A 19,778-nucleotide genomic window follows, 5' to 3' on the forward strand; every position below is an offset into this window, starting at 1 on the left:
CACTCATCTCGAAAAGGCATGACGCGTGATTTCCACCCGCCAACTGCGCTACTTCGTCGAAATCGCTGACAGCGGCAGTTTCAGCGCCGCCGCCGAGCGCCTGTTCGTGGCGCAATCGGCCCTGAGTCGACAGATCAAAGCGCTGGAAACCCAGCTGCACACCCCGCTGTTCGAACGCACCGCACGCCAACCGCGACTCACGGCTGCGGGTGAGGCCTTCTATCCGCGAGCACGCAACCTGCTGAGTGAATTACTCAAGGCCAGCGAGCTGGCAACCCAAGTGGGCAATGGCGAACTCGGCACGCTGCGCCTGAGCCATTCGAGCACCGTGCCGATGAGCGGCCCGCTGCTGCAAGGCATCAGCACCTGGCTGGACCGCTGCCCTGGGGTGTCGATGGATATCGTCAAACTGTCCTCCGAAGCGCAGCTGGAAGAAATCGCCGACGGTCGCCTGGAAGTCGGCGTGCTGCGCTTGCCCGTGCTGCGCCAGCGTGAGGGGGTGCGGGTGGTGCCTTTATACGGCGAGCAACTGCTGCTGGCGGTGCCGCCCAATCATGCGCTGGCGCGCAGTCCTGCGCCCATCGAGCTGGAGCAATTAAGGGACGAAGCGTTTATCTCGATCCCCCACCCACAACGCGGCGGCCTGAGTTATCTGTCAGCCGAGTTGTGCATGCGCGCGGGATTTTTTCCCAAGGCCGCGCGAGTGATGTCGCGCAAGACCACCCAGCTGCAGCTGATCCAGGCCGGCTTCGGCATTGCCTTGTTACCAAAATCCATGCAGGACATTGCCCCGGCCAACGTGCATTTTTTGCCCCTGGCCGACCCGGACTGCCTCAGCACCGTGGCGCTGGCCTGCGCACAGACGCCGAGCGCGCTGGTGGAGCAATTCTGCCAAACCTTGCGCGAATGCCTATAAACTGCCGCCCATGATTAAAGATCGCTTCTCATGATTAAAGACCCGTTTGCCCGACTGGGCCTGGACCGCGAAGTCCTGACTGTCAGCCAGCTCAACGGCCGCGCGCGGGTGTTGCTGGAAGACGTGTTCACCAATATCTGGGTAGAAGGCGAAATCTCCAACCTCGCCCGCCCGGCCTCCGGCCACGTGTATTTCACCCTCAAGGACAGTGGCGCCCAAGTGCGTTGCGCGCTGTTCCGCAATAACGCCGCACGGGTGCGCCAGGCATTGAAAGATGGCCTGGCCGTGAAAGTGCGCGGCAAGGTCTCGCTGTTCGAGGGCCGTGGCGACTACCAGTTGATCCTCGATACCGTCGAGCCGGCCGGTGATGGGGCGTTGCGCCTGGCGTTCGATGCGTTGAAGGAAAAGCTCAGCGCCGAAGGCTTGTTCAGTGCCGAGCGCAAGGTACCGTTGCCTGCGCACCCTCGGCGCATTGGTATTATCAGCTCGCCGACTGGCGCGGTGATTCGCGACATCATCAGCGTGTTCCGCCGTCGGGCTCCGAACATTGAATTGACGCTGATCCCCACCGCCGTGCAAGGCCGCGAAGCCATCCCTCAGATTGTGCGCGCGTTGAAACTGGCGGATGCCCGTGGCTTCGACGCGCTGATCCTGGCCCGTGGCGGCGGCTCACTGGAAGACCTCTGGTGCTTCAACGAGGAAGCGGTGGCCCGTGCTGTGGACGCCTGTATCACGCCAATCGTCAGCGCTGTCGGGCATGAGACCGATGTGTCCATCAGCGATTTCGTGGCGGACGTGCGCGCCCCTACCCCCTCCGCCGCGGCTGAACTGCTCGCGCCAGACGCCAGCCACCTGGTGCGCCAAGTCGAAAACCTGCACCGCCGCCTGGTGATGCTGATGCGCAACCGCCTGAGCCATGACCGCCTGCGCCTGGAAGGCATGGCCCGGCGCCTGCGTCACCCCGGCGAACGCCTGCGCCAACAGGCCCAGCGTCTCGACGACCTGGACATGCGCCTGCGTCGCGCGTTTGAGCGCAGCCTCAATACCCGGCGCGAACGGCTGATCCGCCTGGAAACCCGCCTCGCCGGCCAACACCCGGGGCGTCAACTGGCCCTGCTGCGCCAACGCCTGGAGAGCCTCGCCGAACGCCTGCCTCGCGCCATGCGCGAAGGCCTCAAGGCGCGGCGCCTGCAGCTGCAAAGCCAGGTGCAGACGCTGCAAGTGGTCAGCCCGCTGGCGACCCTGGGCCGTGGCTACAGCATCCTGCTGGACGAGCGCGGCCAGGCCATTCGCACTGCCGCGCAGACCCACACCGGACAGCGCCTGACCGCACGCCTCGGTGAGGGCCAATTGCAAGTGCGGGTGGAAGACAACCACCTGACACCCGTCACCCTTTCGTTATTGGATTGATTGATGCCACGTCTATTTAGCTTGTTGATGCTGCTGTGCCTCACGTTTAACGCCCACGCCGACAGCTACATCACCCGCACCCTGAACAAACCGGTGCCAGGGGGGGTGGCCGTGGTCGAGCTGGGCCCTTCGGCCGCCGCACCGAAAGCCACTTACCAAGGCAAGCCGGTGCTGGTGGTGAAAGAGGCGGACAACTGGCTGGCGATTGTCGGCATCCCTCTGACCGTCAAGCCGGGCAACGAGCGCATCAGCAGTGGTGGGCGAAGCCTGCCGTTTATCGTCGGCTACAAGCAGTACCCGGAACAACGCATCACCCTGAAAAACAAAAGCCAGGTGAACCCCGACCCGGCGCAGCTCAAACGCATCGAGGCGGAGCTGGCAGTGCAGATCAAAGCCTACCGCAGCTTCAGCCCGAGCCTGCCGAGCAACCTGGTGCTGGACAAACCGGTGAACGGGCCGCTGTCGAGCAAGTTTGGCGTGCGTCGTTTCTTCAACGGTGAAGAGCGCAACCCTCACTCGGGCCTGGACTTCGCCGTGCCCGCCGGTACGCCGATCAAGACGCCGGCGAACGGTAAAGTGATTCTGGTGGGCAACTACTTTTTCAACGGCAACACGGTGTTCGTCGACCATGGCCAGGGCTTTATCAGCATGTTCTGCCACATGTCGAAGATCGACGTGAAAGTCGGCCAGCAACTGGCACGCGGCGCAGTGGTGGGCAAGGTCGGTTCGACGGGCCGCGCGACGGGGCCCCACATGCACTGGAATGTCAGCCTGAACGACGCACGGGTTGACCCGGCGATCTTTATCGGCGCGTTCCAACCCTGAAAGGTTCAATTGCGCGCCCGATAATGGGCGCGCAATTAAAACCAGCCTGCCACTCATCCCCAAGCATAAAATCTCGTTTCCTACGCAGATAGAAGAACTTCTCTCAATTTTTAGCGACTGCTTGCCATCTTTCACCCCGGCGGTTAGGGTTGAGCTTATGAAAACCTCTCACACCCTCATTCAGCTCCGCCAGCACCGCAGCCTGTGCCTTGTCAGCGCACGACTGCCAGGCTGAATCGATCTGCCTCGTCCTTACGTTTTATCCCTAAAAACAGTTCTACGGCAGGCCGCCTTTTCTCGGCCCCTACTACAAAGGATTTCCCGATGAGCATGCTCAAAGACCCGTCTTCGAAGTACCGCGCGTTCCCGACCATCGATATCCCGGACCGCACCTGGCCATCGAAGACCATCACCGAAGCGCCGATCTGGTGCAGCTCCGACCTGCGTGATGGCAACCAGTCGTTGATCGAGCCGATGGATGCCGTGAAAAAGCTGCGGTTCTGGAAGACCCTGGTCGCCGTTGGCGTGAAGGAAATCGAAGCGTCGTTCCCGGCCGCCTCGCAAACCGACTTCGACTTCGTACGCACCCTGATCGAAGACAACCACATCCCCGAGGACACCACCATCCAGGTGCTGACCCAGGGCCGTGAAGACTTGATCGCACGGACCTTCGAATCCCTGCGCGGTGCCAAGAAAGCCATCGTGCACTTGTACAACGCCACGTCGCCGTCGTTCCGCCGCATCGTATTCAACCAGGATAAGGAAGGCATCAAGGCCATTGCGGTCAACGCGGCCAAGCTGTTCGTCAAATACGCCGCCCAGCAGCCGGAAACCCAGTGGACCTTCGAATACTCCCCGGAAACCTTCAGCGCCACCGAGCTGGAATTTGCCAAGGAAGTCTGTGACGCGGTGATCGAGGTGTGGAACCCGACGCCTGAGCACAAGATGATCCTCAACCTGCCGGCCACCGTGGAATGCGCCACGCCGAACATCTATGCCGACCAGATCGAATGGTTCGGTCGCCATATCAACCGTCGTGACAGCGTGATCATCAGCCTGCACACCCACAACGACCGTGGCACCGGCGTGGCCGCCACCGAGCTGGGCCTGATGGCTGGCGCTGATCGTGTCGAAGGCTGCCTGTTCGGCAACGGCGAGCGTACCGGTAACGTCGACCTCGTCACCGTCGCGCTGAATATGTACACCCAGGGCCTCGACCCACAACTGGACTTTTCCGACATCGATGGCGTGCGCAAAGTCGTCGAGGAGTGCAACCAGATCCAGGTTCACCCGCGCCACCCATACGTCGGTGACCTGGTGCATACCGCGTTCTCCGGTTCGCACCAGGACGCGATCCGCAAGGGCTTCACCCAGCAGAAAGACGACGCGCTGTGGGAAGTGCCGTACTTGCCGATCGACCCAGCCGACATTGGCCGCAGCTACGAAGCGGTGATTCGCGTGAACAGCCAGTCGGGCAAAGGCGGCATCGCCTACCTGCTGGAGCAGGAATACGACATCAGCCTGCCGCGTCGCATGCAGATCGAGTTCAGCCAGGTGGTACAGGCCGAAACCGACCGCGTCGGCCTGGAAATGACCGCACCGCAGATCTACGCCTTGCTGCAGCGTGAATACCTGCAAGCCAACACTCCGTATGCGCTGGTCAGCCATCGCCTGCAGGAAGAGAACGGCAACAGCTTTGTCGAGGTGGAAGTTTCGGGCAAAGGCCAGGGCGAAACCAACCTGCACTGGAAAGGCAAAGGCAACGGCGCGCTGGAAGCGCTGGTGGCGGGCCTGCCGATTGGCGTTGAGATCATGGACTACAACGAACACGCAATCGGTGCCGGCACTAACGCTAAAGCGGCGGCGTACATCGAACTGCGTGTGAACGGCGAGCGCCCGGTCCATGGCGTGGGCATTGATGAAAACATCACCACGGCCAGCTTCAAGGCCCTGTTCAGTGCGCTTAACCGCTCGTTGAGCCAGCAGGAAGCCAAAGCGGCTTAAGCAGTCTGCTTAAATGTGAAAGGCCCCTGGATAGGAGTCCAGGGGCCTTTTTTTGGTTTTGTGATGTCTGTGAGGGCCTCATCGGGGGCAAGCCCCCTCCCACATTTTGAATGTATTCACAGATCAACGTGTGGGAGGGGGCTTGCCCTAATGCCCGTCAGTCAAGGGTGAGCACCGTACCTGTGGGGAGGGAGCTTGCTCCCTCGCCACTGGTTACTGTTCGCTCTTGCTGCTTCTTAACTGACTGGCATTAGGGCTTGCCCCCGATAGCGGTCTGTCAGACAAACTGGAAAGTATCGGCATCCAGGTTCGCCGGAAACCGCGTGCGATACGCCGCCAATTCCGCCGCATCCAGGTTCACCTGGAACACCCCATCCGCCTCCCCCGCACTCAGCAAGGTCTCACCCTGGAAGTCCAACACCTGACTGTCCCCGGTGTAGGCAAACCCCTTCCCGTCCGTCCCCACCCGATTCACCGCCGCCACGTAGCACAGGTTCTCGATGGCCCGCGCCGGCAGCAGGCGGTTCCAGTGCGAGCGCCGCGCTCCGGGCCAGTTGGCGGTGTACAGCAGCAAGTCAGTGTCCTGGGCATCGCGGCTCCACACCGGAAAACGCAGGTCGTAGCAAATCAACGGCCGAATGCGCCAGCCCTTCAATTCGAACTGCACCTGGCGCTCGCCGGGGGTGTAATGGTCGTGCTCGCCGGCCATGCGGAACAGGTGGCGCTTGTCGTAATGCAGCACCTCGCCATCAGGCCGCGCCCACAGCAGGCGGTTGCGGTGGCTGCCGTCGGCGGCCTGGATGATCACGCTGCCGGTGATGACCGCGTTGTACTTGGCTGCTTGGGCTTTTAACCAGCGATGGGTCGGGCCGTTTTCAGGCTCGGCGAGGGTCTCGGATTCCATGGAAAAACCGGTGGTGAACATCTCTGGCAGCACGATCAGGTCGGCGCCTTTGGCTTGCTCCAGCAACAATTCGAAGTGCTCAAGGTTAGCCTGGCAGTCGTGCCAGGCCAGAGTGGTCTGGACCAGGGCGATGTTCAGGTTCGGCAACGCATTCAGATCACGCATAGTTTTTCGGCTGCTTGTTGCAGCGTTTCCTCGCGTTTGGCAAAGCACAGGCGCACCAGGCGCTGGCCTTGGGGTGGGTTCTGGTAGAACACCGAGACCGGGATGGTGGCCACGCCGTGTTCACGTGTCATCCACAGCGACATGGCGACGTCGTCCAAGTCCGGACGGATCTGTGAGTAATCCACCAGTTGGAAGTAGGTGCCGGTGACGCGGGTAAAGCTGAAACGCGATGGCGCCAGCAAGTCACAGAACAGGTCGCGCTTGGCTTGGTAAAAAGCCGGCAGCTCCTCAACATGCTCCGGATGTTCGGCCATGAAGTCGGCCAACGCGTACTGCAACGGGGTGACGCCGCAAAAGTTGACGTATTGGTGCACCTTGCGCAGTTCGGCTGTCAGGGCCGGTGGCGCGACCACGTAGCCGGTTTTCCAGCCGGTGACGTGGTAGGTCTTGCCGAAGGAACTGACCACGAAGGCACGCTGATAAAGCTCCTCGTGGGCCAGTACGCTGACGTGGGGCACGCCGTCGAATACCAGGTGCTCGTAAACCTCGTCGCTGACCAGGTAGATATCGCGGTCGCGGATCAATGCCGCTAACAGATCAAGCTCGGCGCGACTGATCAGCGCGCCAGTGGGGTTGTGCGGTGTGTTGAGGATGATCATGCGCGTACGCGGCGACAGCGCCGCCTGGATCTTCTCGAAGTCGAGGGCAAAGCCATCCAGGCTCAGTTGCACGTGCACGCAACGGCCACCGGCCAGCTCGACCGAGGGCTCGTAGCTGTCGTAGCACGGGTCGAACACGATGACCTCATCGCCATGACGAATCACCGCTTGAATTGCGCAGAAGATCGCCTCGGTGGCCCCAGGGGTGATGGTCACTTCACTGTCGGCATTGACCGTGGCGCCATAACTGCGGGCGATCTTGGCGGCCACCTGCTGACGCAGCACCGGCAGGCCGGTCATGGGTGCATATTGGTTGTGACCGAGGGCGATATGCTTGCCGACCGCGTCCAGCAAACCCTGAGGGCCATTGAAGTCCGGGAAGCCTTGGGACAGGTTGAGCGCACCGGTTTCGGCGGCGAGTTGCGACATCGTGGTGAAAATCGTCGTGCCGACATTCGGCAGCTTGCTGGTGATCATCGGAGGCCCCTGCAGGTGAGCCCCAAGTTTTAAGCTGCCAGCCGCATCGGGTCAAGGCACAAACCTGCGGGCACAAAAAAGGGCTCATCAAGAGCCCTTTTTGCGAGGTCGGAATCAGCGCTTATCGCGGCGCTTCTTGTCGGCCTTCTTGTGGTGAGTCATCAAACGACGCTTCTTGTTCACCTGACGGTCCGTCAGTGTGTTCTTGTTGCCTTCGTACGGGTTCTCGCCACCCTTGAACTCGATACGGATCGGCGTACCGACCAGTTTCAAGACACGGCGGTAGGTGTTTTCCAGGTAACGCACGTAGGACTTCGGCACCTTCTCGATCTGGTTACCGTGGATCACGATAATCGGCGGGTTGGCACCGCCCAAGTGGGCGTAACGCAGTTTGATCCGGCGGTTGTTGACCATCGGCGGCGCGTGCTCGCCAACGGCGTCTTCCAGGATCTGGGTGAGGCGGTTGGTCGGCCAGCGGGTAACCGCGGACTTGAACGAGTTCTGCACGGACGCGTAGAGGTTGCCCACGCCGGTACCATGCAGTGCCGAGATAAAGTGAATATCGGCGAACTCGACAAAGAACAGTCGGCGCTGTAGCTCGATCTTGACGAAATCGCGCTCGCTCGGCGTCATGCCGTCCCACTTGTTGATAGCGATGACCAAGGCTCGACCGGCTTCCAGGGCAAAGCCCAGCAGGTTGAGGTCGTGGTCCACCACGCCTTCGCGGGCGTCCATCACGAAGATCACCACGTTGGCGTCTTTGATCGCCTGCAGGGTTTTGACCACCGAGAACTTTTCAACTTCCTCGTGGATCTTGCCGCGTTTGCGCACACCGGCGGTGTCGATCAGCGTGTACTTCTCGTCGTTACGCTCGAACGGGATGTAGATACTGTCGCGGGTGGTGCCGGGTTCGTCGTAGACGATGACCCGGTCTTCACCGAGCATGCGGTTGACCAGGGTCGACTTGCCGACGTTAGGGCGGCCGATGATGGCGATCTTGATACCGTCTTTTTCACTCGGGCCAGGAATGCGCTTGGCTTCCTCACCTTCGGCGACGATCTCTTCTTCACCCTCTTCTTCCTCATCATCATCCTTCGGGAAGGTGCTGAGGGCAATTTCCAGCATCTGGGTGATGCCGCGACCGTGGGCACCGGCGACCGGGATCGCGTCGCCCAGGCCCATCGGGCTGAATTCGGCACGGGCCTGCTCAGGATCGATGTTGTCGATCTTGTTGGCGACCAGATAGGAACGCTTGTTGCGCTTGCGCAGGTGCTCGCCGATCATCTGGTCGGCAGCGGTGTAGCCCGCACGGGCGTCCACCAGGAACAACACGACATCGGCTTCTTCAATGGCCAGCAGCGACTGCTCGGCCATCTTTTCATCCATGCCATGCTCGTCACCGGAGATACCACCGGTGTCGACAATAATGTAGGAGCGCCCTTGCCACTTTGCCTCACCGTATTGGCGATCACGGGTCAGACCGGACAAGTCGCCGACGATGGCGTCGCGAGTCCTGGTCAGGCGGTTGAACAAGGTGGACTTGCCGACGTTAGGTCGGCCCACCAGGGCGATTACGGGAACCATGCGGCTCTCCACTTCGTTATTTCAGAAAATACAAAAGCCGCTGCAAGGCAGCGGCTGGTGCTCGGGGCAGCATAATCAAATGCCGCATGCCCCGCCGAAGCGGGGCCGCCTGGGTGTTACCCCAAGCATAGTTCTTACTTGATGGTCAGGGCTTCCAGCTTGCCGCTGTTGCCAAACACATAAAGCATGTTACCCACCACCAGCGGACGGGCACGCAGGCCGTCGCTGTCGATACGCTCGCGACCGACGAAGCGACCGTCCACCTGGCTCAGCAGGTGCAGGTAGCCTTCGAAGTCACCTACCGCTACATAGCTGGAGAACACTTCCGGTGCCGACAGTTGACGGCGAGCCAGGGAATCGTTGCTCCACAGTGCAGTGGTGGAACGCTCGTCGACACTTTCAACGGTGCCGGACGCCAGGCTTACGTAGACGCTGCCAAAGCCTTGGGCGACACCGGCGTAGCTGGAAGCATCACGCTGCCAGTTGACGCGGCCGCTCTGCAGGTCCAGCGCCGCAACACGGCCCTGGTAAGTCGCGACGTAGAGGGTTTCACCGGACAGCAGCAAGCCGCCGTCGATGTCCACTACGCGGTCCAGCTCGGAACGACCTTGGGGAATGGCCACACGGGTTTCCCAGGCCGGCACGCCGTTCTGGGTATCCAGGGCGACCACTTTACCGGTCGACAGGCCTGCAACGGCCAGATTATTGGTCACAATCGGACCACTGGTACCGCGCAGCGTCAGTACCGCCGGGGTGCTGTCGTACAACCAACGCTGTTCGCCAGTGCTGGCGTCGAGGCCGATCACACGGTCATCCTGGGTCTGCACCACGACGATATCGCCGTTGGTGGCAGGCGGTGCGAGGACTTCACTGGTCACGCGAGCGCGCCATTTCTCTTCACCGGTGCTGGAATCCAGGGCCACGACTTCGCCTTTCAGCGTGCCGAGCATGACCATGCCGTAACCCACGCCTACGGCGCCGGAAACTGGCAATTCGAGGTCTTTCTTCCACTTCACATCGCCGTTCATGCGATCCATGGAGATCACTACGCCGGTGACGTCAGCGGCCACAATGTTTTCACCGTCGATTGCCGGTACCAACATGTTGTAGGTGTCGCCTTGGCCGTCACCGATGGAGCGGCTCCACTGCTTTTGCAGGATCACTTCTTCCTTGAAGCTGGTCAGCTCGGCCGGAGGCAGTTCTTTTTTACTGTTGCTGCTGCAACCCGCGGCCAGAACGGCCAGAGCCAGCAATGCTGCATGTTTCCAACGGATCACGTCACGCATCCCCTTTGGCCAAGTCGTCCAGCTTGATTTGTAAGCCACCGACCGCCGCTTCATCAGACAGCGCCGCCTTGGCTTTTTGGTACGCAGCATTGGCTTCGTCGGTACGACCCAATTGGACCAACAGGTCGCCCTTGAGCTCTTCGCGAGTGGCTACAAATGCCTTGTCAGCATCGCCGTCGAGCAGTTTGAGTGCTTCGTCAGCCTTGTTCTGTGCCGCCAGTACCTGAGCCAGGCGCTGACGTGCGATTTCACCCAGGGTCGGGTTGGTCGGCTTGTCGGCGATGGCCTTCAGTTCAGCGGCTGCGTCATCCAGCTTACCGGTGTCGACCGCGACTTTCGCGACGAACAGGCTGCCGTATTGGGCGTAGGTGCTACCGCCGAATTCGTTCTTCAGCTTGCCGGCCAGGTCTGCGACCTGCGCAGGATCAGGCTTGCCGTCCGGCGTCAGGGTGGTTTCCAGCAATTGCTGATAGAGGATCGAGGCGCCTTGGGACTGGTTGGCCTGATACTTGGTCCAGGCTTGCCAGCCGAACACCACCACTAAAGCCAGCAGGCCGCCAGTTACCAGGGGCTTGCCGTTACGCTGCCACCAGTCCTTGAACTCGGCCAGTTGCTCATCATCAGTACTCGACACCCCAATACTCCTTAATCGCTAAATTCGGCTGTTCGACAGCTTCAACCCTGCACGACGCAGGTGGCCAAGTGCGCGGCGAGCGCATCAAAGGCAATGTTCTGTTGCTCGCCCTGGCCACGCAGGGGTTTGAAACCTATCACTTGCTGGGCCAGTTCGTCTTCGCCGAGGATCAGTGCATACAGCGCACCGCTCTTGTCGGCCTTCTTGAATTGGCTCTTGAAGCTGCCGGCGCCGGCATTGATCTGCAGGCGCAGGTTCGGCAGTTGGTCGCGGACTTTTTCGCTCAGGGCCAGGGCCGCCAGTTCGGCCGCCTCGCCAAAGGCGCACAGGTACACGTCCACCTGACGGGAGATCTCTTCCGGGACCTGCTCCAGGGTTTCGAGCAGCAGGATCAGCCGCTCGATGCCCATGGCAAAACCTACGCCCGTGGTCGGCTTGCCGCCCATCTGCTCGACCAGGCCGTCGTAGCGGCCACCGGCACACACGGTGCCCTGGGCGCCGAGTTTGTCGGTGACCCACTCGAACACGGTCTTGCTGTAGTAGTCGAGGCCACGCACCAGTTTCGGGTTGATCACGTACGGGATACCAGCCGCATCCAGGCGAGCCTTGAGGCCCTCGAAGTGCGTACGGGATTCGTCGTCCAGGTAATCGGCCATTTTTGGCGCATTGACCAGCACGGCCTGGGTGTCGGCGTTCTTGGTATCGAGGACGCGCAACGGGTTGGTCTTCAGACGGCGCTGGCTGTCCTCGTCCAACTTGTCCAGGTGGGCGGACAGGTACTCAACCAGGGCAACGCGGTAGCGGCCCCGGGATTCGCTGGTGCCCAGGCTGTTGAGTTCAAGCTTGACCGCGTCGCGGATGCCCAACAGGCCCCACAGGCGCCAGGTCAGCACGATCAGCTCGGCGTCGATGTCCGGACCGTCGAGGTTGAACACCTCCAGGCCGATCTGGTGAAACTGGCGATAACGACCTTTCTGCGGGCGCTCGTGGCGGAACATCGGACCGATGTACCACAGTTTCTGCGGCTGGCCGCCACCGGTGAGGCCATGCTCGAGCACGGCGCGCACGCACGCGGCAGTACCTTCCGGACGCAGGGTCAGGGAGTCGCCGTTACGGTCTTCAAAGGTGTACATCTCTTTTTCGACGATGTCGGTCACTTCACCGATGGAGCGTTTGAACAGCTCGGTGAACTCGACGATCGGCATGCGGATCTGCTTGTAACCGTAGTTATCCAGCAGGCGCGCGACCGTGCTCTCGAAGTAGCGCCACAGGGGCGTCTGCTCCGGCAGGATGTCGTTCATGCCACGAATGGCTTGCAGAGACTTGCTCACATCAAATCCTTAAATTCGTTCTTAGCCGCGCGCGATCAGCGCTGCGTCAGCCGCGACCTTCTGGGCCGCTTTCTCGCGGATCAGCCTTTCGAGCTCATCCACCAGATTGTCATTCGTCAACTTCTGCGACGGCTTGCCGTCGATATAAATCAGGTTCGGTGTACCGCCGGTCAGGCCTACGTGAGCCTCTTTGGCTTCGCCCGGCCCGTTGACCACGCAACCGATCACTGCAACATCCAATGGCACCAGCAGGTCTTCGAGGCGGACTTCCAGTTCGTTCATGGTTTTCACCACGTCGAAGTTCTGCCGCGAGCAGCTCGGGCAGGCAATGAAGTTGATGCCACGGGAACGCAAATGCAGAGATTTGAGAATGTCGTAACCGACCTTCACTTCCTCTACCGGGTCTGCCGCCAGGGAGATGCGGATAGTATCGCCAATCCCTTCGGCGAGCAGCATACCGAGACCCACCGCAGATTTCACTGTGCCTGAGCGTAAACCACCCGCTTCAGTGATACCCAGGTGCAACGGCTGCACGATTTCCTTGGCCAGCAGGCGGTAGGCTTCTACCGCCATGAACACATCGGAGGCCTTTACGCTGACCTTGAAGTCCTGGAAATTCAGGCGTTCAAGGTGTTCAACGTGGCGCAATGCCGATTCAACCAGCGCCGCCGGGGTGGGCTCGCCGTATTTCTTTTGCAGGTCTTTTTCCAGCGAACCGGCATTGACGCCGATACGGATTGGAATGCCGCGATCACGGGCTGCATCGACCACGGCGCGCACACGGTCTTCGCGACCGATGTTGCCCGGGTTGATACGCAGGCAGTCCACACCCAGTTCGGCTACGCGCAGAGCGATCTTGTAGTCGAAGTGAATGTCGGCCACCAACGGCACCTTGACCAGTTGCTTGATGCGACCGAAGGCTTCGGCAGCGTCCATGTCCGGTACGGACACCCGCACGATGTCTACGCCGGCGGCTTCCAGACGGTTGATCTGGGCGACCGTAGCGGCGACGTCATTGGTGTCGCTGTTGGTCATGCTCTGTACCGCGATGGGGGCATCGCCACCCACCGGCACCGAGCCGACCCAGATCTTGCGCGATACGCGACGTTTGATTGGAGATTCGCCGTGCATGACTATTGTCCCAACTTCAGGCGAGCGGTCTCGCCGGTGGTGAACGGCGCCACGTCCACAGGCTGGCCGTTGTAGGCCACTTGCGCACCACGGGCAAAGCCCAGACGCAGCGTCAAAGGAGGCTTGCCGCCCAGGTCGAGCGTATCTCCCTTACGCTTAAGGCCACTGGCCAGCACTTTGCCGTTGCCATCGGTGACTTGCGTCCAGCAGTCAGCGACGAAGGTAATCTGCACGCGCCCATCACCGGCGATCAACGCAGGGGTGGTGGGTGGCGAAATGGCCGGCGCGCTTGACGCGGCAGTCGCAGGCGCCTGCACGGGAGCGGCCGGTGTATGCGCCTGGGCAACCGGGGCCGCCGGTGTTTGTGCGGGTGCAGCCGGGGTCGTAGGGGCGGTGGCGGAAGCGGCTGTTTCCGGCGCTGGCTGCTCGGTAGCAAGCGGCGCTTCAGGTGCGGCCTGACCTTCGACAACCGCCTGGTCTTCCGGCTCGTCCAGCGGATGAATCTGCGTGGTGCCGTCGGCGCTTTCGACTTCGACGTGCTCCATGGCGTTACTGGTCAGGTCCTTGGTGCGCTGGGAGGCCTGGTCTTGCCACCAGACAAAGCCACCGCCAATGACCGCGATCAGCAGCAACAGGCTGACAATTCGCAAAATCGTGTGGGAAACCCGTACCGGTTCTTCAATACGACCCAGGCCATGGACATTGCTGCCCTGGGAGTCGGTACCGGTGAACTGGTCGAACTCCTGGACCAGCACGGTCTGGTCAATGCCCAGCAACTTGGCGTAGGCGCGGATATAGCCGCGGGCGAAGGTATGCCCAGGCAGCTTATCGAACGCGCCGGCTTCCAGGTTGCCAAGGGACGTGGTGGTCAAATTGAGCTTGAGGGCCACTTCCGCCAGCGACCAACCATTGCTTTCGCGGGCCTGACGCAAGGTGTCGCCTGGGTTTACGCGATTAGCTGCTACAACTTCCGGGTGCGCCGCTTTCATCATTGCTCCGACAGGTATTGCTGATATTCCGGCGTACCGGGATAGAGTCGTTCGAGTTGCTGGCCAAAACGTGCGGCCGTGTCGCGTTCTTCATGAACCGTCGCCAGGCGCACACCGAGCAATAGACTACGTGCATTTTGCCCACTGAGCAGGCTAAAACGCTCGTAATAGTCACGTGCCGGCACATAATGCCTGTCTTCGTAGGACAACTCAGCCATTTCAAGCAATGCGCGAGGCTGGCGACCGTTCAAGTGCAGGGCTTTTTCCAGCTGTCGGCGGGCGCTGTCGCGCTGGCCGAGGCGCATCGAGGTCACCCCAAGGTTCTCGAACACCCGAGAGCGCTCAGGATAGAGGGTATCGGCGCTGGCTTGCTGAAAATAAAGGGCGGCCTGGTCATACCGTTTTTGCTCGAACAGGAAGCTGCCGTAATTGTTCAGCAGCCGCGGGTCGGCAGGACGGGAGGCCAGGGCCTTGTGAAAATACTGTTCGGCCAGCTCAGGCTCGGCCTGGGCCTGGAACACCAGGGCCAGTGCGGCATTGGCGTCGGCATCGTCGCTGTCCAGCTCAAGGGCCTTTTTCAGCGGTACCTTGGCCTGCTCGCTCATGCCTTGCCGAAGGTAACCCAAGCCCAGTTGCACATAGGCAACTCGCGCCTCATCACGGCCTTTACCGGTTTGCAAAGGGCTGTCATGACCCGATGAAACACAACCGGCCGCAAGGCCGGTAACAAGCAACAGCAGCGCAAGGCGCAAGGGCATAGAGATCCTCTCTCAGATTCGATTCACAGCAATTTGCGGCAGATCGTCGGCGGCGTTCAATTCACGCACGGCGATATAACGCTCGCTGCGGCGGGTGCGGTCCATCACCTGCCCTACCAATTGGCCACAGGCGGCGTCGATGTCTTCACCACGGGTGGTGCGTACGGTGACGTTGTAGCCGGCCTGGTGCAGTTGATCCTGGAAACGGCGGATAGCGTTGTTGCTCGGCCGCTCGTAGCCAGAATGTGGAAACGGGTTAAACGGAATCAGGTTGATCTTGCACGGGGTGTTCTTGAGCAACTCGATCATCTCGACCGCGTGTTCGACCTTGTCGTTGATGTCCTTGAGCATGGTGTACTCAATGGTCAGCACGCGTTTCTCACCCAAGGTCGCCATATAACGCTGGCAAGATTCGAGCAGCATCTTAAGCGGATACTTCTTGTTGATCGGCACCAATTGGTTACGCAATGCGTCATTGGGTGCGTGCAGCGACAACGCCAGGGAGACGTCGATGTGCTTGGCCAGCTCATCGATCATCGGTACCACGCCGGAGGTCGACAGGGTCACACGGCGCTTGGAGATGCCGTAGCCCAGGTCGTCCATCATCAGGTGCATGGCCGCAATCACGTTGTCGAAGTTCAGCAGCGGCTCACCCATGCCCATCATCACCACGTTGGTGATGGCACGGTCGACGGTCGCCGGGACGCTGCCAAAGGATTTGTTGGCAATCCACACCTGGCCGATGACTTCGGCGGCGGTGAGGTTGCTATTGAAGCCTTGCTTGCCGGTGGAGCAGAAACTGCAGTCCAGGGCACAGCCTGCCTGGGACGAAACGCACAAAGTACCGCGCTTGCCCTGGGGAATGTAGACGGTCTCGACGCAGCTGCCGGACGCCACGCGCACCACCCACTTACGGGTGCCATCGCTGGAGATGTCCTCGCTGACCACTTCAGGACCACGGACCTCAGCAATGGCCTTGAGCTTGTCGCGCAGGGCCTTGCTGACGTTCGTCATGGCGTCGAAATCGTCGACGCCAAAGTGGTGAATCCACTTCATTACCTGACCGGCACGGAAACGCTTCTCCCCGATTGAGTCGAAGAATTTCTCCATTTCCGGCTGGGTCAGACCCAGCAGGTTGGTTTTAACAGTCGATGTAGTCATGGATTCACCCTCACTCTTTAAGCCGATGCTTAGCGAGCGGTTACTTCAGTAGCGGCGAAGAAGTACGAGATTTCGCGAGCAGCAGCAGCTTCGGAGTCCGAACCGTGTACAGCGTTGGCGTCGATGGACTCAGCGAAGTCAGCACGGATGGTGCCGGCAGCGGCTTCTTTAGGGTTGGTAGCGCCCATCAGTTCGCGGTTCAAAGCGATAGCGTTTTCGCCTTCCAGAACCTGAACAACAACAGGACCGGAGATCATGAAGGCAACCAGGTCGCCGAAGAAGCCACGAGCGCTGTGCTCAGCGTAGAAGCCTTCAGCTTCAGCCTTGGACAGTTGCTTGAGTTTCGAAGCTACAACCTTCAGGCCGGCTTTTTCGAAACGAGTGGTGATCTCGCCGATGACGTTTTTTGCAACAGCGTCAGGCTTGATGATGGAGAAAGTACGTTGAACAGCCATGGTGTAACTCCAGAAACGGTAATTTACGAAAAATTAAACCCGCGAATTATACGCGGGTTATTGGGTATTGCCTAACTGCGTAAGGGAGGCGTCAGTCCTGCTCTTCTTTCCAGGCAGTCTGGATGGCCTCCAGGACCTTTTCACCGCCACGATCCCGCTCATCTTCAAACCCTGGCAACGCCATGACCATGTCACGCAAAGCTACAAAGTTCAGGGAATAAGGATCCAGACCCGGGTTGCCGTCGGCCAACAGGATAGCGATCTCTTGCACATCAACCCATTTAAGACTCATGACACTTCCTTGAATCAATGCGGCGCTTCGGCTGCATGGTTGAGGGAATATTTCGGGATTTCGACGGTGATGTCTTCAGTTCCGACCTTCGCCTGACAGCTTAGACGCGAAGTCGCTTCCAAGCCCCACGCACGGTCAAGAAAGTCCTCTTCCAGCTCATCGGCCTCTTCGAGGCTGTTGAAGCCCTCGCGAATGACGCAATGACAGGTGGTGCAGGCGCACACACCGCCGCAGGCGCTTTCGATTTCGATGTGGTTGTCATGGGCAACTTCGAGGATGGACTTGCCGGTCTCAGCCTCCACGACCATACCATCCGGACAATGCTCGGCGTGTGGCAGAAAAATGACCTGCGGCATTAATTATTCCTCGAGTTCATTCAGGTTGCGCCCCGCCAGGGCGGCTTTTACCGACTGGTCCATACGGCGGGCGGCAAAGGCATCGGTCACTTGCGACAGACGCTTGGTCTGTTGCTCGATGGCGTAGCCATCGGTGCCTTTTATCAGTTCGGCCAGTTCCTGCATCTGCAGGTCGATCACCATGCGCTCTTCGGCGTCCAGCAGGCGCTCGCCGTCAGCATCCAGGGCACCCTGCACGGCTTCGAGCAGGCGCTGGGCGTCGACTTGCTGCTCACGCAGTACGCGGGCGACCTTGTCGTCACCGGCGTATTGGAACGAATCCTTGAGCATCTTGGCGATTTCGCCGTCGGTGAGGCCGTAGGACGGCTTGACCTGGATGCTGGCTTCAACGCCCGAGGCCAATTCGCGCGCAGCGACACTGAGCAGGCCATCGGCGTCGACTTGGTAGGTCACGCGGATCTTCGCGGCACCGGCCACCATCGCCGGAATGCCGCGCAATTCAAAGCGCGCCAGGGAGCGGCAGTCACTGATCAGCTCGCGCTCGCCTTGCAGCACATGAATCATCATGGCCGTCTGGCCATCTTTGTACGTGGTGAAATCCTGGGCGCGGGCGACGGGGATGGTGGTGTTGCGTGGAATCACCTTCTCCATCAAGCCACCCATGGTTTCCAGCCCCAGAGACAGCGGAATCACGTCGAGCAACAGCAGTTCGCCACCATCACGCTTGTTACCGGCCAAGGTATCGGCCTGGATGGCGGCACCAATGGCGACCACTTGATCCGGATCGATTTCAGTCAGCGGCTGGCGACCAAAGGCCTCAGCCACGACATCACGAACGCGCGGAACGCGGGTGGAACCGCCGACCATGACCACGGCACCGACGTCTTCCAGCTCAACACCGGAATCACGCACGGCACGGCGGCAAGCTTTCAGGCTGCGAGCGACCATCGGTTCGATCAACGCATCGAAGGCTTCGCGAGTCAGCTGGGCCGACCAGGTGCCGTAGGACACTTCAACAGTTGCAGCATCCGTCAGCGCTTCTTTGGCCGCGCAGGCGGTTTGCAGCAGATTACGCTGCGCACCTGGGTCCAGGTCGGCCGACAAGCCGGCACTGCTGATGATCCAGCCCGCGATGGCGTGATCGAAGTCATCGCCACCCAAGGCGCTGTCACCACCGGTGGCCAGCACTTCAAAGACACCGCCGGTCAGGCGCAGGATCGAAATATCAAAGGTACCGCCGCCCAGATCGTAAATCGCGACCAGGCCTTCGGCGTGCTGGTCCAGGCCATAAGCCACCGCTGCAGCGGTCGGCTCGTTGAGCAGACGCAACACGTTCAGGCCGGCGAGTTTCGCCGCGTCCTTGGTCGCCTGGCGCTGGGCGTCATCGAAATACGCCGGAACGGTGATCACTGCCCCCACCAATTCGCCGCCCAGGGTGGTTTCTGCACGCTGGCGCAGCACCTTGAGGATATCGGCCGACACTTCCACCGGGCTTTTCGGGCCCTGGACGGTGTCGATAAACGGCATATGGGATTCACCGCCGACAAAGCGGTACGGCAGCTGGTCGCCCAGTTGCTTGACGTCGGACAGACCACGACCCATCAAGCGCTTGACCGACAGCACGGTGTTCAAAGGATCGGCAGAGGCCGCCAACTTGGCCGACTCGCCCACTTCGGTGCGATCAGCGTGATAACGCACGGCAGACGGCAGAATCACTTGGCCATCAGCGTCGGGCAGCGGCTCGGACAGGCCGCTGCGCAAGGCAGCAACCAGGGAATTGGTGGTGCCCAGGTCAATCCCCACCGCCAGGCGACGCTGGTGCGGTTGAGGGCTTTGGCCGGGTTCGGCGATTTGCAGTAATGCCATGGTAATCAGGTCTTATCTGTCTATCAGGCGTGCATCACGGGCAGCACACTGGGTTAATCGTCGAGGCGCTCTTCTAGCTGGCGCACTTCGTAGGTGAGCTTGTCGAGGAACTGCATGCGCCGCATCAGGCGTTCGGCCTGTTCGCGTTGCGCTGCATCATTCCAACAAGCTGCGAAGCTTTCGTTGAGCTCATCCTGGGCCGTTTTCAGACGACGCTTGAAGACTGCGACACCCGCCACATCGGCTTCGTCCTGCAAGTCTTCGAGCTCTTCGCGCCACTGCATCTGCTGCATCAGGAAGTCCGGGTCGTGCACCGTGACTTCAATCGGCACCTCGCCACCATTCATTGCGAGCAGATAGCGCGCACGTTTGGGCGGGTTTTTCAGCGTCTGATAGGCCTCATTGAGGCTGGCCGATTTCTCCAGCGCCAGGCGTTGCTCACGCTCGGAAGCGTCAGCGAAGCGGTCCGGATGCACCCCACGCGCCAGTTCTCGGTAGCGCGTGGCAAGCTGCTCAAGGTCCAGCCGAAAGCTCGGCTGCAGCTCGAATAAAGCGAAATGACAAGGAGTACCCAC

Annotated in this window: 19 protein-coding genes; 4 read left to right on the top strand and 15 right to left on the bottom strand. The window is 60.6% G+C overall.

Translation table 11 applies throughout. The annotated features are described in order from the left end of the window. Window positions 1–25 precede the first annotated feature (25 nt). The 4 genes from ACI512_RS29580 to leuA all read left to right on the top strand — a co-directional run bounded on the left by ACI512_RS29580 (window position 26) and on the right by leuA (window position 5,155). On the top strand, window positions 26–916 hold the full coding sequence (locus ACI512_RS29580) for a LysR family transcriptional regulator (RefSeq protein ID WP_405121459.1): 891 nt from the start codon (window positions 26–28) through the stop codon (window positions 914–916). A gap of 30 nt (window positions 917–946) precedes the next feature. Continuing rightward, on the top strand, window positions 947–2,326 hold the full coding sequence (gene xseA, locus ACI512_RS29585) for an exodeoxyribonuclease VII large subunit (RefSeq protein ID WP_250947276.1): 1,380 nt from the start codon (window positions 947–949) through the stop codon (window positions 2,324–2,326). A gap of 3 nt (window positions 2,327–2,329) precedes the next feature. After that, complete coding sequence (locus tag ACI512_RS29590) at window positions 2,330–3,151, top strand: M23 family metallopeptidase (protein ID WP_064053757.1); 822 nt, start codon at window positions 2,330–2,332, stop codon at window positions 3,149–3,151. 324 nt (window positions 3,152–3,475) lie between these two features. Beyond that, complete coding sequence (gene leuA / locus ACI512_RS29595; RefSeq protein ID WP_015885732.1) at window positions 3,476–5,155, top strand: 2-isopropylmalate synthase; 1,680 nt, start codon at window positions 3,476–3,478, stop codon at window positions 5,153–5,155. 277 nt (window positions 5,156–5,432) lie between these two features. On the opposite strand, the gene ACI512_RS29600 is transcribed toward leuA, so the two are convergent. The 15 genes from ACI512_RS29600 to hscB form a co-directional block, all read right to left on the bottom strand. Continuing rightward, entirely contained in the window at window positions 5,433–6,224 is a 792-nt protein-coding gene (locus ACI512_RS29600; RefSeq protein ID WP_405121460.1) for an amidohydrolase, read from the bottom strand. Next, window positions 6,212–7,360 carry a pyridoxal phosphate-dependent aminotransferase gene (locus ACI512_RS29605; RefSeq protein WP_405121461.1) on the bottom strand — a complete coding sequence of 383 codons (1,149 nt, stop codon included), beginning with the start codon at window positions 7,358–7,360 and terminating at the stop codon, window positions 6,212–6,214. Before ACI512_RS29605 ends, ACI512_RS29600 begins: the two co-directional genes overlap by 13 nt. Before the next feature lie 114 nt (window positions 7,361–7,474). Then, window positions 7,475–8,944 (bottom strand): ribosome biogenesis GTPase Der, encoded by a 1,470-nt coding sequence (gene der, locus ACI512_RS29610; RefSeq protein ID WP_043205850.1) that lies wholly within the window; start codon window positions 8,942–8,944, stop codon window positions 7,475–7,477. A gap of 134 nt (window positions 8,945–9,078) precedes the next feature. After that, entirely contained in the window at window positions 9,079–10,230 is a 1,152-nt protein-coding gene (gene bamB, locus ACI512_RS29615; RefSeq protein WP_064053760.1) for an outer membrane protein assembly factor BamB, read from the bottom strand. Continuing rightward, window positions 10,223–10,864 (bottom strand): YfgM family protein, encoded by a 642-nt coding sequence (locus ACI512_RS29620; protein ID WP_015885737.1) that lies wholly within the window; start codon window positions 10,862–10,864, stop codon window positions 10,223–10,225. Before ACI512_RS29620 ends, bamB begins: the two co-directional genes overlap by 8 nt. A gap of 41 nt (window positions 10,865–10,905) precedes the next feature. Further along, the gene (gene hisS / locus ACI512_RS29625; protein ID WP_064053761.1) at window positions 10,906–12,195 is read right to left on the bottom strand and encodes a histidine--tRNA ligase; all 1,290 of its coding nucleotides are present in this window, start codon (window positions 12,193–12,195) and stop codon (window positions 10,906–10,908) included. Window positions 12,196–12,216: 21 nt separating this feature from the next. Beyond that, window positions 12,217–13,326: a flavodoxin-dependent (E)-4-hydroxy-3-methylbut-2-enyl-diphosphate synthase gene (gene ispG / locus ACI512_RS29630; RefSeq protein WP_015885739.1), complete on the bottom strand. Its 1,110-nt coding sequence runs from the start codon at window positions 13,324–13,326 to the stop codon at window positions 12,217–12,219. Window positions 13,327–13,328: 2 nt separating this feature from the next. After that, complete coding sequence (locus ACI512_RS29635; protein WP_405121462.1) at window positions 13,329–14,315, bottom strand: RodZ domain-containing protein; 987 nt, start codon at window positions 14,313–14,315, stop codon at window positions 13,329–13,331. Beyond that, on the bottom strand, window positions 14,315–15,073 hold the full coding sequence (gene pilW, locus ACI512_RS29640) for a type IV pilus biogenesis/stability protein PilW (protein ID WP_015885741.1): 759 nt from the start codon (window positions 15,071–15,073) through the stop codon (window positions 14,315–14,317). The genes ACI512_RS29635 and pilW overlap by 1 nt, the downstream gene beginning before the upstream one ends. 12 nt (window positions 15,074–15,085) lie before the next feature. Then, entirely contained in the window at window positions 15,086–16,234 is a 1,149-nt protein-coding gene (gene rlmN / locus ACI512_RS29645) for a 23S rRNA (adenine(2503)-C(2))-methyltransferase RlmN (protein WP_003238464.1), read from the bottom strand. A gap of 29 nt (window positions 16,235–16,263) precedes the next feature. Further along, window positions 16,264–16,689, bottom strand: a complete 426-nt coding sequence (gene ndk, locus ACI512_RS29650) for a nucleoside-diphosphate kinase (RefSeq protein WP_003175956.1) — start codon at window positions 16,687–16,689, stop codon at window positions 16,264–16,266. 91 nt (window positions 16,690–16,780) lie between these two features. Further along, a complete protein-coding gene (iscX, locus tag ACI512_RS29655) occupies window positions 16,781–16,981 on the bottom strand; it encodes a Fe-S cluster assembly protein IscX (protein ID WP_043205852.1) in 201 nt (66 codons plus the stop codon). Between the two features lie 14 nt (window positions 16,982–16,995). After that, on the bottom strand, window positions 16,996–17,337 hold the full coding sequence (fdx, locus tag ACI512_RS29660; RefSeq protein WP_015885743.1) for an ISC system 2Fe-2S type ferredoxin: 342 nt from the start codon (window positions 17,335–17,337) through the stop codon (window positions 16,996–16,998). Window positions 17,338–17,340: 3 nt separating this feature from the next. Continuing rightward, window positions 17,341–19,203: a Fe-S protein assembly chaperone HscA gene (gene hscA / locus ACI512_RS29665; RefSeq protein ID WP_236380572.1), complete on the bottom strand. Its 1,863-nt coding sequence runs from the start codon at window positions 19,201–19,203 to the stop codon at window positions 17,341–17,343. Between the two features lie 53 nt (window positions 19,204–19,256). Then, window positions 19,257–19,778 carry a co-chaperone HscB gene (gene hscB, locus ACI512_RS29670; protein WP_046035232.1) on the bottom strand — a complete coding sequence of 174 codons (522 nt, stop codon included), beginning with the start codon at window positions 19,776–19,778 and terminating at the stop codon, window positions 19,257–19,259.

This window comes from Pseudomonas petroselini, assembly GCF_045037875.1.
In the GTDB taxonomy this organism is placed as follows: domain Bacteria; phylum Pseudomonadota; class Gammaproteobacteria; order Pseudomonadales; family Pseudomonadaceae; genus Aquipseudomonas; species Aquipseudomonas petroselini.

Excerpts from the sequence above, each read along its gene's own strand:
- xseA (WP_250947276.1), top strand. The coding sequence starts at position 947 with ATGATTAAAGACCCGTTTGCCCGACTGGGCCTGGACCGCGAAGTCCTG.
- ACI512_RS29590 (WP_064053757.1), top strand. The coding sequence starts at position 2,330 with ATGCCACGTCTATTTAGCTTGTTGATGCTGCTGTGCCTCACGTTTAAC.
- leuA (WP_015885732.1), top strand. The coding sequence starts at position 3,476 with ATGAGCATGCTCAAAGACCCGTCTTCGAAGTACCGCGCGTTCCCGACC.
- ACI512_RS29600 (WP_405121460.1), bottom strand. The coding sequence starts at position 6,224 with ATGCGTGATCTGAATGCGTTGCCGAACCTGAACATCGCCCTGGTCCAG.
- ACI512_RS29605 (WP_405121461.1), bottom strand. The coding sequence starts at position 7,360 with ATGATCACCAGCAAGCTGCCGAATGTCGGCACGACGATTTTCACCACG.
- der (WP_043205850.1), bottom strand. The coding sequence starts at position 8,944 with ATGGTTCCCGTAATCGCCCTGGTGGGCCGACCTAACGTCGGCAAGTCC.
- bamB (WP_064053760.1), bottom strand. The coding sequence starts at position 10,230 with ATGCGTGACGTGATCCGTTGGAAACATGCAGCATTGCTGGCTCTGGCC.
- ispG (WP_015885739.1), bottom strand. The coding sequence starts at position 13,326 with ATGCACGGCGAATCTCCAATCAAACGTCGCGTATCGCGCAAGATCTGG.
- ACI512_RS29635 (WP_405121462.1), bottom strand. The coding sequence starts at position 14,315 with ATGAAAGCGGCGCACCCGGAAGTTGTAGCAGCTAATCGCGTAAACCCA.
- pilW (WP_015885741.1), bottom strand. The coding sequence starts at position 15,073 with ATGCCCTTGCGCCTTGCGCTGCTGTTGCTTGTTACCGGCCTTGCGGCC.
- rlmN (WP_003238464.1), bottom strand. The coding sequence starts at position 16,234 with ATGACTACATCGACTGTTAAAACCAACCTGCTGGGTCTGACCCAGCCG.
- ndk (WP_003175956.1), bottom strand. The coding sequence starts at position 16,689 with ATGGCTGTTCAACGTACTTTCTCCATCATCAAGCCTGACGCTGTTGCA.
- iscX (WP_043205852.1), bottom strand. The coding sequence starts at position 16,981 with ATGAGTCTTAAATGGGTTGATGTGCAAGAGATCGCTATCCTGTTGGCC.
- fdx (WP_015885743.1), bottom strand. The coding sequence starts at position 17,337 with ATGCCGCAGGTCATTTTTCTGCCACACGCCGAGCATTGTCCGGATGGT.
- hscA (WP_236380572.1), bottom strand. The coding sequence starts at position 19,203 with ATGGCATTACTGCAAATCGCCGAACCCGGCCAAAGCCCTCAACCGCAC.